The organism is Nostoc sp. CCY0012 (genome assembly GCF_963920855.1).
GTDB lineage: Bacteria > Cyanobacteriota > Cyanobacteriia > Cyanobacteriales > Nostocaceae > Cyanocohniella.
Genome location: NZ_CAWUDM010000127.1, coordinates 1 through 15,127, shown reverse-complemented (window position 1 = coordinate 15,127; position 15,127 = coordinate 1). Strand labels below are relative to the sequence as shown.

15 protein-coding genes and 1 pseudogene are annotated in these 15,127 nt (G+C 42.1%); 10 read left to right on the top strand and 6 right to left on the bottom strand.

Annotated elements, in window-relative coordinates:
• Nucleotides 1-68 precede the first annotated feature (68 nt).
• The 4 genes and pseudogenes from ACM0OS_RS25000 to ACM0OS_RS24985 form a co-directional block, all read left to right on the top strand.
• Nucleotides 69-419 (top strand): annotated as a pseudogene (locus ACM0OS_RS25000) (DUF1392 family protein); the annotation flags it as partial.
• 47 nt (nt 420-466) lie between these two features.
• Nucleotides 467-1,189 (top strand): KilA-N domain-containing protein, encoded by a 723-nt coding sequence (locus ACM0OS_RS24995; protein WP_414545881.1) that lies wholly within the window; start codon nt 467-469, stop codon nt 1,187-1,189.
• A gap of 17 nt (nt 1,190-1,206) precedes the next feature.
• Nucleotides 1,207-1,881 (top strand): alpha-ketoglutarate-dependent dioxygenase AlkB family protein, encoded by a 675-nt coding sequence (locus ACM0OS_RS24990; protein ID WP_414545880.1) that lies wholly within the window; start codon nt 1,207-1,209, stop codon nt 1,879-1,881.
• Between the two features lie 204 nt (nt 1,882-2,085).
• Nucleotides 2,086-5,382, top strand: coding sequence for a plasmid replication protein, CyRepA1 family (locus ACM0OS_RS24985; RefSeq protein ID WP_414545879.1), 3,297 nt, complete (start codon nt 2,086-2,088; stop codon nt 5,380-5,382).
• Nucleotides 5,383-5,467: 85 nt separating this feature from the next.
• Here the strand turns inward: ACM0OS_RS24985 and ACM0OS_RS24980 are convergent, their stop codons facing one another.
• The 4 genes from ACM0OS_RS24980 to ACM0OS_RS24965 all read right to left on the bottom strand — a co-directional run bounded on the left by ACM0OS_RS24980 (nt 5,468) and on the right by ACM0OS_RS24965 (nt 7,588).
• Complete coding sequence (locus tag ACM0OS_RS24980) at nt 5,468-6,361, bottom strand: DUF4351 domain-containing protein (RefSeq protein WP_414545878.1); 894 nt, start codon at nt 6,359-6,361, stop codon at nt 5,468-5,470.
• Between the two features lie 181 nt (nt 6,362-6,542).
• Nucleotides 6,543-6,866, bottom strand: coding sequence for an NIPSNAP family protein (locus ACM0OS_RS24975; RefSeq protein WP_414545877.1), 324 nt, complete (start codon nt 6,864-6,866; stop codon nt 6,543-6,545).
• Nucleotides 6,863-7,243, bottom strand: a complete 381-nt coding sequence (locus ACM0OS_RS24970) for a GNAT family N-acetyltransferase (protein WP_414545876.1) — start codon at nt 7,241-7,243, stop codon at nt 6,863-6,865. Before ACM0OS_RS24970 ends, ACM0OS_RS24975 begins: the two co-directional genes overlap by 4 nt.
• Before the next feature lie 96 nt (nt 7,244-7,339).
• A complete protein-coding gene (locus tag ACM0OS_RS24965; protein WP_414545875.1) occupies nt 7,340-7,588 on the bottom strand; it encodes a hypothetical protein in 249 nt (82 codons plus the stop codon).
• Nucleotides 7,589-8,035: 447 nt separating this feature from the next.
• On the opposite strand from ACM0OS_RS24965, the gene ACM0OS_RS24960 reads away from it, so the two are divergent.
• Complete coding sequence (locus tag ACM0OS_RS24960; protein WP_414545874.1) at nt 8,036-9,202, top strand: FIST signal transduction protein; 1,167 nt, start codon at nt 8,036-8,038, stop codon at nt 9,200-9,202.
• 6 nt (nt 9,203-9,208) lie between these two features.
• Entirely contained in the window at nt 9,209-10,312 is a 1,104-nt protein-coding gene (locus tag ACM0OS_RS24955; RefSeq protein ID WP_414545873.1) for a sensor histidine kinase, read from the top strand.
• Between the two features lie 255 nt (nt 10,313-10,567).
• Here ACM0OS_RS24955 and ACM0OS_RS24950 read toward each other — a convergent pair whose 3' ends face one another.
• Nucleotides 10,568-11,068, bottom strand: coding sequence for a hypothetical protein (locus ACM0OS_RS24950; RefSeq protein ID WP_414545872.1), 501 nt, complete (start codon nt 11,066-11,068; stop codon nt 10,568-10,570).
• A 322-nt stretch (nt 11,069-11,390) separates the two neighbouring features.
• Here ACM0OS_RS24950 and ACM0OS_RS24945 point away from each other — a divergent pair, with 322 nt between their 5' ends.
• Entirely contained in the window at nt 11,391-11,549 is a 159-nt protein-coding gene (locus tag ACM0OS_RS24945) for a hypothetical protein (RefSeq protein WP_414545871.1), read from the top strand.
• Between the two features lie 31 nt (nt 11,550-11,580).
• On the opposite strand, the gene ACM0OS_RS24940 is transcribed toward ACM0OS_RS24945, so the two are convergent.
• A complete protein-coding gene (locus ACM0OS_RS24940) occupies nt 11,581-11,895 on the bottom strand; it encodes a hypothetical protein (protein WP_414545870.1) in 315 nt (104 codons plus the stop codon).
• Nucleotides 11,896-11,982: 87 nt separating this feature from the next.
• Here ACM0OS_RS24940 and ACM0OS_RS24935 point away from each other — a divergent pair, with 87 nt between their 5' ends.
• From ACM0OS_RS24935 to ACM0OS_RS24925, 3 genes are all read left to right on the top strand, one after another.
• Entirely contained in the window at nt 11,983-12,423 is a 441-nt protein-coding gene (locus ACM0OS_RS24935) for a GNAT family N-acetyltransferase (protein WP_414545869.1), read from the top strand.
• 300 nt (nt 12,424-12,723) lie between these two features.
• Complete coding sequence (locus ACM0OS_RS24930; RefSeq protein WP_414545868.1) at nt 12,724-14,295, top strand: B12-binding domain-containing radical SAM protein; 1,572 nt, start codon at nt 12,724-12,726, stop codon at nt 14,293-14,295.
• 239 nt (nt 14,296-14,534) lie between these two features.
• Nucleotides 14,535-15,080, top strand: coding sequence for a trehalose-phosphatase (locus ACM0OS_RS24925; protein WP_414545867.1), 546 nt, complete (start codon nt 14,535-14,537; stop codon nt 15,078-15,080).
• The last annotated feature ends 47 nt before the right edge of the window (nt 15,081-15,127 follow it).

Below are 15,127 nucleotides of genomic sequence, written 5' to 3'. Positions count from 1 at the left end.
TGCTGGTAGGTGTTTTTCAGTTTACCTCCAAACAACACCAATTAGATAGCTAGGGAGTTTACCTCAAAAATACGAGAGCCTTTGGTTATTGCTGCGGTGTCCACTGGCAATATGACCGATGGATTTATGCGATTGGCTGTGATAACGAAATTCTACACGCTACGCAACATCAAATCATTGGCACTGGTCGATTACAGGCTACCACTGTGAAAAAACCGACTTTCGTGCTGGGCGAACGAGTGATGTTGCGTTTTCATGATCATGCGACAAATCAGCGACTCGTTTGGGGGATTCGGCTACTCAATGGGACTTGGTTTTATGTGATCGAAATGGGATCGCCAACTTTAACCCAAACACCAGATAAGGTAAACCGATTTTCATTTGTCAAGGAATCAGATTTAGTGCGGGTGAATGTCTGAGTTTTTTTCAGTAATTAACGATTGGAAAAATAATCAAATAATTAATCATGTTGACACACTTTTGGCGCGACTCAGAAATTAACCAGATGCCTCAAGATGGGCAAATAGGGAAATACAGCATACCCAAAGGCTTCGTTAACGGCACTCAGATGTGCAAGGCCAATAACAAATTTCTAGCCGATTATACGAAGCTTAAGTCTACAAAGCAGTATTTGCAAGCACTTTCTAACGATATGAAGATCCTCATATCGTCCCTGGTGATTGAGGTTCAGGGACATGGCAGCGAACAAAGCACTTGGATACATCCAGAAATTGCAATTGATTTAGCCCGATGGGTATCTGTCGAGTTCCGTATCTGGGCTAATAGAACCCTAATGAAAGTGATTATGGATATTGAATCTGTACAGCAGCAATCCATGACTCAAGTGCAATTACTCGCTGCGATTGCACAACAGATGGCCGAACAAGAACAGCGTTTGTTGGAGCAAAAACGGCAACAAACTGAAATATTGACAAGGCTCAAAGCAGTTGAAATAGAACAGGATCGTTTCAATACTCCATGTGGCCATAAATACAGTGTTGTTGGTTTCGCCAATCTTCAAGGTTTAGAAATATCCGTGAAAGAAGCGAGTGCTAAGGGAAGAAAGGCAAGTGCATTGTGTCGAAAACAAAATATCGAAATCGAGCGCATACATGATCCACGTTTTGGGCGAGTTGGGCTGTATCCCGAAAGTGTGTTGATTGAAGTTTTCTGTGCCAACCAAAACTAACTGATAGAGAAAATATCATGCAACAACTCAATTTGTTTCCCGAATCTTCACCAGTTCTACCCGTCACCTACTATCCCGACTTCTTGAGCCTTGAACAAGCCAACGAATTGTACCAACACTGCCTAAACCTGCAATGGCAACAAAACCAAATCAAAATGCTGGAGAAAATTATCCCTGTACCTCGCTTGGAGTGTCTGTACGGTGATGCAGGCTGTAACTATCTTTACTCCAATAGCGTGTTTTTGAAACCACTATGTTGGACAGAAGCTCTGTCTAACATACGCGATCGCATCACTGCATTGACTGGTTATCAGTTCCGTATCGTCATAGGCAATCAGTACCGCATTCAATTCAAAATTAAAAATTCAAAATTAAAAATGAAAGGAACAAATCTTAATTTTGCATTTTGCATTTTGCATTTTGAATTCCCGAAGGGTGGGTGGCATTCAGACAATGAGGAATCAATGGGACTTAACCCAGCAATTGCGTCAGTCAGCCTGGGGTCATGTCGCAAATTTCAAATCAAACCGAGAAATGGCAGACCAACGGATTTCTGGCTGGAACACGGGAGTTTGCTTGTGATGCATCCTGGCTGTCAGTCTACACATCTGCATCAGGTTCCCAAAACCAAAAAAGTAGTTAGGACACGTATCAATTTGACTTTTCGACCGCACACGGGAGGAGGGAGATAACCTCAAGCCCTCTTGTTCCTCCTCAATTCGATTCATGGGCAAAGGCTGACGAATAATCACCAGTTGATTTAGAACTTTGACCCAATAACCAACAGCATATCTTTTCTTGGTGCTGAGATTTTAACAAGTTTCTTTGAGGAGCTTCAACAGCAGTATGCCTTTGATACTGCTGACTTTTCCATGCGTAAAAATATTGGAGGGGATATGCCTGCAACCGGAGATAATAACAACAACGATTTAGCACAAAAGCATTATTCAGAATGGGTGAATGGTTCAGCCGTTGACCCTACTATCACTGCACTAAATGTCCGTTCCCTAAGTGGAAATGAAGTATACGAGTATCTGTTATACGCCCTACCGCAAACTGCTAGACGAAACGATGGACGACTACGAGAAGGAAACTTAAGACGATACGCTCACATTAATAGTGCATGGTGGGTAAGTGGACTAGATCCTCATCACGATTGGCAACCAATGGAATGGGGAAGGATGAAGCCCGACAACCCCCGTTTTGAATGGGATAACGAAGCCCAACAGTACACCGAAAAGCCCGTCAAATACGAATCACCACCCAAAACCCCAAACCGTGTCACTTATCTGCGAGTGCCGTTGCACATCTGGAAGTTGGTAGCCCTGCGGTATGATGTGCCGATGCCAGAAAACATCACAGTTACAGAATCAGGGGAAGCGTTAGGATTTTGGGCTTGGGTAATGGCACACCCAGAAATTCCTATCATTCTCACAGAAGGCGAAAAGAAAGCGGGTTGTCTTCTGACATTGGGATTTGCAGCGATCGCACTACCAGGAATTTGGAACGGTCGCATTGGTCAAGAAGATTTTGAACGGCTGCACCCCGATTTAGTGCCAATGGCGCAACCGACACGCAAATTTACGATCCTATTCGACTACGAAACCAAACCAAAAACCAAGCACCACGTTTTTCAAGCCACCCGCCGCACCTGTCAAGTAATCTTGCAATTAAATTGTCAGTGCGACGTAGCACTATTACCAGGGCCAGAAAAAGGCATTGACGATTGGGTTGTGGCACTGGGCAAGAAGGCAGACAAAGCAGTGACGGCGATGATTGCTGATGCCCTTACATTCAGGGAATATCAACAAAGATTTTTCATCAATCGTGCCAGGGGACTGAGGAAGTATAAACCAGATGTGACAGTCAACAGCCGTTTTTTAGCCAATGCCATCAACTCCTTACCTGAATCTGGGCTGGTTTGCTTACTTTCTGACATGGGAACAGGGAAAACTGAATTACTCGCCCGGATGAGACAAGCCCGACCACAGTTGAGTTTTTTAAACAACGGTCATCGCGTCAACCTGCTGAAAAATTTAAGCGATCGCCTAAAAACTGCCATGTACTCCGCGATGTCTTACGGTGATTGGGGCAAAGCGCAAGCCCTCAGTATCACCGTAGATTCTTTGTATAAAATGGCGAATGATTTGCAGGCGTATGATATTCTTTTTATCGATGAAGCTTGTCAGTACCTCGCCCACCTGCTCAAGTCCAAAACTTGCAAAGAACACCGGGGGGAAATTTTAGAAGTTTTAGAATACCTAGTTTACAACGCCAAACTGGTAGTCTTGGCAGATGCCCACCTGGATGATTTGACCATTGATTTTTTCCGCGCCATGCGTCCGGCGGGTGAACAACCATACATTATCAAAAACCTGTATCGTTCGGGTGGTCGAAAAGCATACTGGTACGAAGGTCGCAATAGTAGCGCGTTGGTGGCAGAGTTCCACTGTCAACTGATGTTGGGCAAAAAGTTGATGATGGTCAGTGATAGCAAACGGTTTATCAAAAAACTGGAACGGGCATTGAATGGAGTTGTATTTAACGATACTGATGAAGACAATACGCCAGAACCAGAAGCCGACCGTCAATTGAAAGTTTGGACTGTTCACTCGGAAAATAGCGGCAGTGAGGAGAATGTCATTTTTATCAAGGAAATTAACACTGCGATTCAAACTATTGATGCTTTGTTAACAACTCCTAGTCTGGGTACAGGTGTTGACATTTCGACGTATCATTTTGATGCGGTGTTTGGTGTGTTTCACGCTGTTTCCCAGGCAGCTACTGAATGCGCCCAGCAGCTTTGGCGTTATCGTCATAATGTGCCGATGTATATCTGGGTGGCTCCGCGTCCTCCCTTTGGTTATGCCGAAACCAATGCCCGAAATATTAAAGAGAACATTCTCCAGAAAAACGAAATGACGGCGTATTTAATCCGTATCGATAAAGAAACGGGTAAACGGGGAGCGGAGAAGGATTGGGCATTGGATACCAGTTGTCAAATCGAAGCCCAGCGCAATTGGTCAATTAATAATTTACGGGCTGATTTGCGATCGCTCCTAGAAGAAATGGGTAACACCATCATTCCTGTAGGAGATGAGGGAAATGAAGGGGCTGCTCGATGGATGAAGGCAGCCGGGATTGCCATTGATGAGGAGCATTACCGTAAAGTGGCTAATGCCAAGGATATCGACCGGAAAACTTATCAAAGTCGGCAGCATCAGGACTATCTCAAGCCAGAGGAGATTTTGGAATGTGAAAAGTTCCGCATCCAGGACACCTACGGCATGAGTGTTACCCCGGAACTGGTGGAAAAAGATGACGGGGGAAGGCTGATTAAAAAGATTGTTGCGCTTGAAGCAATTTTGGCAGAACCAGGGGAAACAATCACTGATGACCAGGGAAGAGAATTTGTCACACCGCCTGCTGTGGTTGTTGATAGAGATAAGTCGGAGCGTGAACGTTTAAGCATCTGCACCGATTGGAGTAACCATTCTACGTCATGGCTCATGCGTCATCGGCTGGGATTGAGGACGGTGTTGACAGATTTGATGGATGGGATTGAAGTTACAGGTAATGAGGCAGTTGTTGAAGCTTTAGCGGATTTCTCCAAACGTAATGCACCTCACGTTAAGGGGATCTTGAATTTAACCATTCCCCTTGACGAGTCGCCTATATGGATTTTGGGACAATACCTCGCGCAACTAGGTTTGTCTACTGAGTCACGCCGACCGCTTGAGGATGGAAAGCGGGTCAGATATTACCGTTTAAATTCTGAGGATGTGATGTTTGCTCGAAACGTCTTGGAGTACCGTCAACGACACAGGGAAGATAAGGAAAAAAGACGGCAGGAGGAACAGGAACGAAATGCGGCTTATGCGGCTAGAATGCAGACTCAGTATGGCATTAACACGCAGTCCACACCCCCCAATAATGAAGATGGGAATAATAATCGGGGGGGTGTGGACACAAATGAACAACTCAGTGATTCTTGGTGGAAACGAGTTAAATATTATGCCCAACTAGTTGCTCACAAGGTAGAAAGTGGGGTGGGAGTGGTTAAAGAAATACTCAGTACCTTAACCAGTGATCAGCGTTGGGGGGTGATGCTGGAATTTGAAGAAGTTTGCCCAGAGGGGTTTGCTCAATTGGTGGCAGATGCTCCCGATTGGGTGGAGTGGATGGATACATAAAGCAGTGACAAGTTTGGGTTAACTTTGCGGATGGGTGTAAGTCGGTGGTGTGCGATTGGTTGGTGGCGGTGTAGTGGCATTATTATCAGGCTTGCTGATTTAACCAAGCTTCTAAATCTGCCACAACGGAAAAATCTAATAACGCCTCTACTAACCCCTCCAATTGCTCAATAGATAATCCTCGAATTCGTTCAATCAACACTGCATCAATTTCACCGAAACGACGATTTAGTAGACGGATAATTAAATCCTGTTGTCCTTCTTCTTTTCCTTCTTTTTTGGCTCTTTCACGGTCTTGCTGATAAAGTGGTTCTAATCTCATAATTAACTCTCTGTCATCTGATTCTAAATTTTGATTGATTCTTAAATTTTCGCGTAGGTTGTACACCAATTCTAGCGTTGCTTGCTTGTATGGGTGATTCAATGGTAACGCTGATAATTCCACTATCGCCTGTGACTGCACACTTCCTCTACCCAGTATTCTTAACCACAAGGTTTCCGGTATTTGCGGCAGTTGATGAATAGCAACAATTGCAGTTCTTAAAGCATCACCTAAAAAGTATATCCCTGGTAGCCACCCCGATTTCTGATTAACATTAAAGCTCGATAATATTGCTGGGGATGCAGTTGGAGTCAGAACCCATAATTTAGGAATATTTGAATCCTGGAGTTTAGTTTTATTCGCTTTAGCATCTCGTCGCAATCCGGCTTTTACTTCTAATAACTTTTGAAGACAATCACAGATTTCATCACCAGAAGCTGCATTACGAAATGGTTCTAGTATTGCCGGAAATTCGGCAAATCTTCCTAGTATCCCTAACAATTCTATATTAGAGTTTTGCTGTGCTGATGGAGTAAATAATACATCAATTTCTTTAATCTCTCCTGATACTTTTTCTGATGATTTTACTTCCCCATAAGGTTTTAACAGTTCTTCTAGATAGTCCTTGGCAAATTCGTCATGTACAAATCGAGTCATTTAATTTGGTTTTTTGAAATTGATTTGAAGTGATTAATAATATTTTATCTGTATTTATAGCCATAATAATTACATCTCAAATTAAAGTCGTATTCGGTGCGTTTCACGCTATATTACAATTTGCTACAGAATGTTCTGATCCCTCAATCAATACTGTTTATTTAGGGATGGGGCTACTGTTTTATTTAAAATTATTAACATCGCCTAAAACTGGACGCATAAATGATCGCTCATAACTGACAATGCACTTTGTTCGACGTGCAAAATCATAGGCTTCCTGACAAGCTGGATCTTGCTGGGAATCTATCCGGTATTGCTCGTATGCTGCAAGGCTGGGAAAACTGAATAGAGCTACGGCAATATTATTAGCTCCTTCATGTGGAAGGAAGTACCCATGATGGTTTCCACCGAATTTTTTCACCAATGGTATCCACATAAGTCCGTATGCTTCAAAATCCGAAATTTTGTCAGGGTCGAGAACGTAGCGCAAATAACAAGTAATCATATCAATCTGCTTGAAAAATTTTTCTCCTCATCAGTCATCTGTACTAGTTTCTTCTCCCAGAATAACGCCTTGCCCATCTGGGGATTTAGCTCATAGCCACTGAATCCGCACACCTTGTATGCTGACTGGGCAACATGGTTTCCTTCTAGTACCTCTAACGTAAGTTTACAGCAGCCCAAATCGAAAGCGATCTCCTCCGCTTTTTGTAGCAGCAGTTGAGACAAGCCTCTACGCCGATAGGGTAAAGCAACAAAGACATCGTGAATATTAAGTAATGGCTGACACGCGAAGGTAGAGAATCCTTCTAAGCAAACAACAAGCCCTGCGGGTTCGGCATTGACAAAGGCGAGAATGACCTTTTTAAATTCAAAATTCAAAATTCAAAATGCAAAATGAGGAAGAAATAAAATTTCGCAATTGATTAATTCGCTCGTTCAAGCCCCCGTCACAATCTCTGATTTGACAGTCTTATATTAGTGGTGGGTGCAAGCCCCCATTAATCTCTTTAATTTTGAATTGATAATTTTGAATTTTGAATTGGAGCGAAGCGACTTGACATTAGCCGCTTTTCTCTTTGCAAGTTCTGCTGTTAGATTTGCTTTAACGTAGTCGGACAGCCCTTTGCCACTACCCATTGGGTCGAGCGCATACTCATCCATTAATTGAACCATAGCGTCTGCATGAGCAGGCAGATTAAGGTCTGCTTCAACAATTTCAATCATCTATTAATTGTGGCCACACTATTCTTTATTTTTCCTTGCCTACGAATAGAAAGCAATATTAATGCTCCAAATTCCCATATTAATGCAGCAATAGCAGTTGAAGTCAGTTTTAGCACGCGCAATTGGGTTTATCCACTGAGTCACGCCGACCTCTTGAGGATGTGGCGTTTGCTCGAAAGGTTCTGGAGTATCGGCAACGGCAACGGGAGGAGAGAGAGAAAGGAAACGTCAAAAGGAACAAGAACGAAATACGGCTTATGCGGCTCGAATGAAGGCTATATATGGGATTAATCCTCCGTCCACACCCCCATTAATGAAATTGGAGATAATAATCGGGGGGGTGCGGACACAAATGAACAACTCAGTGATTCTTGGTGGATGTTAAAACATCTTGATGTGATTCCTAAAGGTTAAGTGGGCAAACTTAACTAAGAATAGGAGATCAAAATGTTTAAAGTTGTTGTTGGTCACAGCGAAGATCCAGAGTCTCAAGATGCAATTTTAGAAGTATTAGAACAATGTTCTCAAGATTTAGCAGGTATTATACCCCAGGCGGGTATTTTATTTGCAGCCATTGATTTTGAATATGCTCTCATCCTGAAAGAAATTGACCAAGTATTTCCTGGAATTGATTTAATTGGTTGCACTACAGATGGTGAAATCTCTTCCATATTAGGGTTTAAACAAGATTCTTTGACACTGATGCTTTTTTGCTCTGACACTGTAGAAATTCGTGCTGGTGTAGGGTATGGAGCAAAAGAGAATCCTTTAGCTGCTGCTCATCAAGCAGTACAACAAGCAACCGAGAAAAGCACTCATGCTGCGAAATTATGCATTTCTATACCTGCTAGTTACATAGCAGATGGTTCAACCACTAATGGAGAGTTAATTCTTAAAGGGTTAAAACTAGCTTTGGGTTCCCAAGTTCCTATTTTGGGTGGTACTGCTGGAGATCAGTTTAGATTTAAAAAAACTTACCAATTCTTCGGTAACGAAGTTCTAACCGATTCCCTACCAGTTCTCATCTTTTCGGGAAATATTCAATTTTCCTATGGAATTTCCTGTGGTTGGCAACCAATTGGGAACAAGAGCATTGTCACCAAGGCTGAGGGAACCGTCCTTTACGAAATTGATGGTAAATCAGCACTCGAATTCTATGCACGCTATTTGGGCGATCGCCCGCCGACTGCGGAAAATCCCTTAGCAGTGTATGAAGGAGAGAGCGATCGCTACTATATGCGAGTGCCTAATACCTATGATGTTGAAACTGGTAGCATCAATTTTCTAGGAGATATTCCAGAGCAAGCCACGGTTCAAGTGACAGATATCAGCCGGAACGAAGTTATTGCGGCTGCTGAGGTTTCATTGAAAAATGCCTTAGAAAATTATCCGGGAACAGAACCAGAAGCCGTTTTATTATTTTCCTGTTGCTGTCGCCGCTGGCTTTTAGGTACAAGGGCAAAGGAAGAATATCAACTCGTAAAAAATTTACTCTCTCCAGAAGTACCTGTTTGTGGATTTTATACCTATGGTGAATTTGCGCCATTAGAACATCAAGGTTCGACTTACTATCATCAAGAAACTTTTGTAACTCTACTTCTGGGAACACAGTAGAGACGTATGGAACCTACAGACTATGAGAGCAGATTAAAACTGTTAGAAAAAACTGTTCGGATTCTCCAAAAAAAACTTGACCGTTCCGAAGCAGATCGACAACAACTTGAGAATGCCAGTGAACTCAGAGAATCAGTTCTCAAAAGTGTGATTCGAGGATTAGAAGAGTCGCAAATTGCTCTAGAAAAACGAGGTCACGAACTAGAAACTGCACTAGCAAATCTCCAAGCTTTGCAGATGAAACTGATAGAATCTGAAAAAATGTCTGCTCTTGGAGTTCTGGTAGCTGGAATTGCTCATGAAATTAATAATCCAGTTAGCTTTATCTATGGTAATTTAAATTATGCTAATCAATATTTTCAAGATTTGCTGAGGTTAGTGGCACTCTATCAGCACCATTACCCTGAACCAGTAGCTGCAATTCAACGAGAGATTCGAGTGATTGAACTCGAATTTATTAAGCAAGATTCTGCAAAATTATTTCAATCTATGAGTATAGGAGCAGAGCGAATTGCTGAGATTATCAAGTCACTCCGCACCTTTTCTCGCTTAGATGAAGCTGAGTTTAAAGCAGTTAATCTTCATGAAGGAATTGACAGTACATTAATTATTTTAAACAACCGTATCAAGGCATCTCCAAATAATTCAAAGGGAATTAAAATAATTAAAAACTACGGAAAATTGCCATTAATAGAATGTTATTCTGGACAAATAAATCAGGTATTTATGAATATTATTGCTAATGCAATTGATGCTTTGGAAGATTCATTATTAAGTACTCGGCTGTCAATGGTTAATGAAAAAACAACGAACAATGGACAATTAACTACTGAAAATCCGCAAATCCACATTAGCACAGATATTATCAGTAATGACTGGGTAGAAATTCGTATTGCTGATAATGGTCTGGGAATGGATGAAAAAGTTAAAGCAAAATTATTTGATCCATTTTTTACAACTAAAGATGTTGGTAAAGGAACGGGTTTAGGTTTATCAATTAGTTACCGAATTATTAGCGAATTGCATGGTGGCAAGATATATTGCCATTCAGCACCCGGAGCAGGAGCAGAATTTGTAATTCAGATTCCCATTCGACAGTCTAAATTCTAGTAATAAATAAGTCGATGAGAATAAATCAAACGATGTTAACTAATATAAAGTTAGCTAAATTTATTTCGTAGTAAGCGGCTCTAGCCCTGACCTGCAACCCCACACCCCTATACCCAGTCTTCACAAGGGTTTCACGTTTTCAAGCGTGACATTCAGGTATAACCCTTATACAGCAAGGGACAGAGGCAGAAAGACATCTAGACACAAAGCAGAAAGTAGACAGAAAACCCCTAACTTACCACTAGCAGGGTTTTCTTATTTACCCGCGTTTTGCGCCTTTTTATTAAATTCAAATTTCACATCGGTTAATTTTTCCGATACAACCCATAGTTTTTTGGCGATCGCTTGGTCTTTGGATAACTCGTTTGATTCGACTTTTATTGGATAGCCGCGCATTTCCATAAACCCATTGGGGCCGAAATATTCTGCGCCTTTTAAGCCTGCTTCGATTGCCGCCCGCAGAGTCGGTAATGCACCCGTTGTGATGTCTTGAGCAACAATGCCGTTGAGATATTCCACAATGCCACCCGCATTTCTCTGCAATTCGGTTGCTGTCCAGCCCGGATGCGAGGCGGTTACAAGTGTGTCGATACCGTTATCTTTCAGTTTTCGGTCGAGTTCGTAGGTAAAATAGAGGTTGGCAAGTTTGCTGTCGCCATAAGCTTTCCATTTAGCATAACTTCTCTGCTCCCAATTCAAATCATCGAAATCTATCTCCTTTTTGTATTTCGGCTTTCCTATATCCGCCCAAAACATCAAATCTATCTATTTCTTCAAAGTCACTTTCTGAGGCTTTTCTAATTCTGATTTCTTCAAGCATACTCTCTAAAAATATTTTCTTTGTCTGGGAAATCTATCTATTTATTGTACTGCACCATCTTTAATAACCCTTTCTTACCTTTTCTACCCAAGGATGTTTGATTACCTGTCTGTGGAATGTAGTGCAAGCCTTGAGGGGAGTTTACTATTTGAAATATTCAGGAAAAAATCTAGGCAAAGAGCCTGTTTATTTATCGTGGCGAAGCTTAGGTTGAAACTATCTACTATTACAGCAAGTTAAACAAAGGATGGCATATTAATGAAACTACCTCAAATGATTGTTACAACGGTGGCGGCAATCGCCTTTGGTTATCTTGGCTCCCAATACTTCAATAAAAATATGATGTATGTCATCGGTGGAGGAATGGTTGGACTTGGTGGGGTGACATATCTTGTTCCGTCTAAGTCTAAGGTCTAAGGAAAAACCAATCCACAACCAACCCAAATCCTCAGCGTAAGAACGATCTTAATTTGGGAAGATTGAACGAATGCTCCTTGCGATCAGCCCGGAGAGCATGGCTAGCAGCCCAAGGCACGCTACCGCAAGTCTCAAGTTGCCGATTAATCCAAATTGACGCTCTATCAAACCAGCCCAATTTTGCCCAAGGTACGCGCATTTTTGGAATAGAATTACTTTGAATTTTAGCAAACCAGGAATTAAGAATCTGATAAAGCTTGGGAATTACAATTAAGCGGTCTAACTCATTCGACTTCACCCAATTAGCATATGTGGGTAATATCCATTCCAAAGAATGATTTTCCATTGCATAAACCCTGCACCCAGTATTTGTATCTGAACAGTAGTCCTCATAAAAACAGCGCAGAGTCGTACACTCCACAAGGATCATGCGTTGGCAATTCTTAACTGGCGCTATACTCCCCCATACGATTTTTATAACTTTAACGCTGATACTGTCCTTGAAGATTTGTGCTATCTGCTTGACCCAAACAATGCTTTTTATGCAATTTTAAACCCACTTGGGGAAATCGAAGGCTATTGTTCTTTCGGAGTGGATGGTCAAGTGTCTGGTGGCGACTATGGGGTTGAAGCTTTGGACTTAGGTATTGGGATACGGCCAGACTTAACAGGACTTAGACATGGCAAGCAGTATGCCCAAGCTGTAATCAAGTTTGGGGCTACCCGATATAAAGCGCAATTTTGTCGGGTGACGATCGCACAGTTTAATAAACGGGCGCAACGTATGTGGCAGAAGTTAGGTTTTGAGCAGGTAGAAGAGTTTGCCAAAACTGGTAGTGGCGAAAAGTTTGTGATTTTGACTCGCGCAGTCTAAACAAATATCACCACCTTAACTTGACGAACACCCAAATTTTGTAGATAACCCATGCACACAAAACCACAATTGCTTCTAACAAAAGCTGCGCGATAATGTCTACTAAGATTTCCATGTTAGTTACTGCTTTGTTTGGTTCTTTTCATTTTATATTTTTATTTAACTCGCCTGTTAACCGAGCTAAATACAGTGAATTCTAGTAATCTAAGTTAAGAGAGCGTGTATCTTACTCTCAAGCGAGTGGTATGTTGAATACACCATTCAGTCTCAGCGAGGGATACAGTTTATTGGAGGTTTTTGATGAATATTTTGCTCCTCTATCCCCTTTTCCCAAAAAGCTTTTGGTCGTTTGAGAAGACCCTGGCATTGCTCAATCGCAAAGCGATGTTACCGCCGCTTGGGTTAGTAACGGTTGCCGCTATTTTGCCACAGTCATGGGAATTTAAGCTAGTTGATCGCAATGTCCGCGAAGTTAACCAAGCAGAATGGGATTGGGCAGATTTGGTGATTCTGTCCGCCATGATCGTGCAGAAGGAAGACTTATTAAAGCAAATTCAGGAGGCAAAACGCAGAGGAAAACGGGTAGCAGTAGGTGGGCCTTACGCAACTGCATTACCTCAAGAAGTGATGGAGGTAGGAGCAGACTATTTAATTTTGGATGAAGGAGAGATCACTTTGCCCCTGTTTACCCGTGCGATCGCACAGGGCGAACAATCGGGAATCTTCCGTGCCAATGGCGAAAGACCAGATGTTACCCATACGCCCATTCCCCGGTTTGATCTGTTGGAATTCGATGCCTATGCAGAAATGTCAGTACAGTTTTCACGAGGATGCCCTTTCCAGTGCGAGTTTTGCGATATCATTGTGCTTTACGGTCGCAAGCCGCGAACAAAAGCACCAGAGCAATTACTGAAAGAATTAGATCGTCTCTACGAGTTGGGTTGGCGACGCAGCATTTTCATGGTGGATGACAATTTCATTGGCAATAAACGCAATGTCAAACTGTTCCTGAAAGAACTAAAACCTTGGATGGTGAAACATCAGTATCCTTTTTCTTTTGCCACAGAAGCCTCAGTCGATTTGGCAAACGACCAAGAATTAATGGATTTGATGGTGCAATGCAATTTTGGTGCTGTCTTTTTGGGGATTGAAACACCAGATGAAGCTAGTTTGACTCTCACCCAAAAACATCAAAACACAAGGGATTCCCTGAGTGAGGCAGTGAATGCGATCACCAGATCAGGCTTGCGGGTAATGGCAGGATTCATTATTGGTTTCGATGGTGAAAAGGCTGGTGCCGGGTCGAGAATTGTACAATTTGTAGAACAAACATCAATTCCGACAGCGTTGTTTAGTATGTTGCAAGCCTTGCCTGATACCGCCCTCTGGCATCGCCTAGAAAAAGAAGGACGACTTCGCACTAAATCAGCTAACATCAACCAAACCACGTTGATGAATTATGTACCGACTCGCCCCTTAGATGAGATCGCCAACGAGTATGTGGAGGCTTTTTGGCAATTATATGAGCCAACAAAGTTTTTAGATCGTGCTTATCGCCACTACCGAATTCTGGGTGAGGCGACTTATCCCAAAAAGGGTAAAAATGCCAAAAAACCGATTAATTGGGTCACAATTCGGGCTTTATTAACTATATGTTGGCGGCAAGGCGTTCTTCGTAACACTCGGTGGCAGTTCTGGCGTAATTTTTGGAATATGTATCGCTACAATCCAGGCGGTTTAAGTAGTTATCTGTCAGTTTGCGCTCAAATCGAGCATTTCGTTGAGTATCGCCAAATTGTCAAAAGGGAGATTAATGAACAAGTAGCGCAGTTTTTAGCAGAGGAAGCCAGAAGCAAGTTGGTTCGCGTGTAAGATGAAATTTTAACAACCCAGTGCAGCAGGTACCCTAACCACTGATCAGCGTTGGGGGGTAATACTGGAATTTGAAGAAGTTTGCCCAGAGGGTTTTGTTCAATTGATTGCATCTGCTCCCGATTGGGTAGAGTGGATGGGGTGAACTAAAATTTTTCTGAGTAAATTATAGGTCTGAGAAGCACTTGCTGTAAATGTGTGATGTTATCTAGACTAAGTAAGTAAGAATAAGGTGTCAGATGGAGATTTTATCACCACAACTTGATTTAGATTTCTTTTTTGCTCACATCACTAAAGCTCAGGAGCGTTTACTTTTACTTGACTATGATGGTACACTTGCTCCCTTTCGAGTTGAACGCGACCAAGCTTTCCCATACCAAGGTGTTACTGAGTTACTGAGTGACATCCGCGATAGTCAAACAACTCGATTAATTATCATTAGTGGACGAGCAATACAGGATTTAGTGCCACTGATAGATATAGATCCTCTTCCAGAAATTTGGGGTTCTCATGGTTGGGAATATCTATCTAGTGATGGTAAGTATACGATTGTATATCCTGATGAAGCTACGAGAAATATTATTTCTCAAGCTAAAGAGTGCATTAGCTTACTGAATTTAGAAAATCACTGTGAACAAAAACCTGTAAGTTTAGCAATTCATTGGCGAGGTCTAACACCAGAAACAGCAGAGTCAATACAAGCACAAGTTTTGGCTCATTGGACAAAGCTAATAGAAAAATCGAGCCTTAAAATACAACCTTTTGATGGGGGGATTGAACCCTAACTATCTAATTGGTATTGAAGAGGTTAAGAATCAAGCACAGAGAGAAG

Bases quoted from the DNA above. Each gene is read 5' to 3' on its own strand.
- ACM0OS_RS24985 (WP_414545879.1), top strand. From the start codon at position 2,086: ATGCCTGCAACCGGAGATAATAACAACAACGATTTAGCACAAAAGCAT.
- ACM0OS_RS24930 (WP_414545868.1), top strand. From the start codon at position 12,724: ATGAATATTTTGCTCCTCTATCCCCTTTTCCCAAAAAGCTTTTGGTCG.
- ACM0OS_RS24955 (WP_414545873.1), top strand. From the start codon at position 9,209: ATGGAACCTACAGACTATGAGAGCAGATTAAAACTGTTAGAAAAAACT.
- ACM0OS_RS24990 (WP_414545880.1), top strand. From the start codon at position 1,207: ATGCAACAACTCAATTTGTTTCCCGAATCTTCACCAGTTCTACCCGTC.
- ACM0OS_RS24965 (WP_414545875.1), bottom strand. From the start codon at position 7,588: ATGATTGAAATTGTTGAAGCAGACCTTAATCTGCCTGCTCATGCAGAC.
- ACM0OS_RS24960 (WP_414545874.1), top strand. From the start codon at position 8,036: ATGTTTAAAGTTGTTGTTGGTCACAGCGAAGATCCAGAGTCTCAAGAT.
- ACM0OS_RS24950 (WP_414545872.1), bottom strand. From the start codon at position 11,068: ATGTTTTGGGCGGATATAGGAAAGCCGAAATACAAAAAGGAGATAGAT.
- ACM0OS_RS24975 (WP_414545877.1), bottom strand. From the start codon at position 6,866: ATGATTACTTGTTATTTGCGCTACGTTCTCGACCCTGACAAAATTTCG.
- ACM0OS_RS24940 (WP_414545870.1), bottom strand. From the start codon at position 11,895: ATGGAAAATCATTCTTTGGAATGGATATTACCCACATATGCTAATTGG.
- ACM0OS_RS24980 (WP_414545878.1), bottom strand. From the start codon at position 6,361: ATGACTCGATTTGTACATGACGAATTTGCCAAGGACTATCTAGAAGAA.
- ACM0OS_RS24995 (WP_414545881.1), top strand. From the start codon at position 467: ATGTTGACACACTTTTGGCGCGACTCAGAAATTAACCAGATGCCTCAA.
- ACM0OS_RS24925 (WP_414545867.1), top strand. From the start codon at position 14,535: ATGGAGATTTTATCACCACAACTTGATTTAGATTTCTTTTTTGCTCAC.
- ACM0OS_RS24945 (WP_414545871.1), top strand. From the start codon at position 11,391: ATGAAACTACCTCAAATGATTGTTACAACGGTGGCGGCAATCGCCTTT.